Source organism: Campylobacter sp. US50a, assembly GCF_004379015.1.
Classification (GTDB): domain Bacteria; phylum Campylobacterota; class Campylobacteria; order Campylobacterales; family Campylobacteraceae; genus Campylobacter_D; species Campylobacter_D jejuni.
This window is the reverse complement of the sequence record NZ_RYYJ01000059.1, coordinates 1-644: the sequence shown is the minus strand read 5'-3', so window position 1 is coordinate 644 and position 644 is coordinate 1. Positions and strand designations below refer to the sequence as shown.

The 644-nt window shown below is 29.0% G+C and carries 1 pseudogene; it reads left to right on the top strand.

The features are described from left to right. Positions 1–198 (top strand): annotated as a pseudogene (locus ELQ11_RS10210) (hypothetical protein); the annotation flags it as partial. Positions 199–644: the final 446 nt, after the last annotated feature.

The window sequence follows — 644 nt, the reverse complement described above, 5'->3', positions numbered from 1 at the left end:
TACAAACTTAAAAGATTTTATATACCTTGTGGTGTGCTTATAGCTTTGATTATTTTTATAAGCTTAACTTATCATTTTTTACAACGCCCTTTAGAGCTTATCTTTTGGGATAGATATGATATATCGAAATTATCTATTAATAACAAAGAGAAAAATTTTAAAACAATGAAAACTGTGAATTACTCCTACTTTCGCTAACGCTTAGAAGTAGGAGGTTCCTAACTAAAGCCAAGTATTCTTAGCTAGCTCGAAAGGCTTTTTGTTTATAGCTTACACCTAAATTTTCATATAAAATATTAAAACTTATACAAAAATCTTTCATAAATTGTTTCAGAAGTTAAAGAGTTTGTTTGGTATAATTGCATTAAGGGTTTTGCCACAAGGCTGCAACCCTGTGGCATAATCACACCCTAGAAAGGGGGTGAACTATTATGACACGACTCATACTTATAATTATACTAATTTGTATAATTACTGTCAAGGCTTATTAGCCTTGCCCCTTTGGGGGTGAATTTCTCCTTGTGGCTTACCCAACAAACTTTTTAACTAAACTTCTCTCCTTTCTATTGAATTTCTATATTTGAAAAATTTTATTATTTAAAAAGTATATGTTAAAGTATATGTTATTTGTATTATTAATTTTT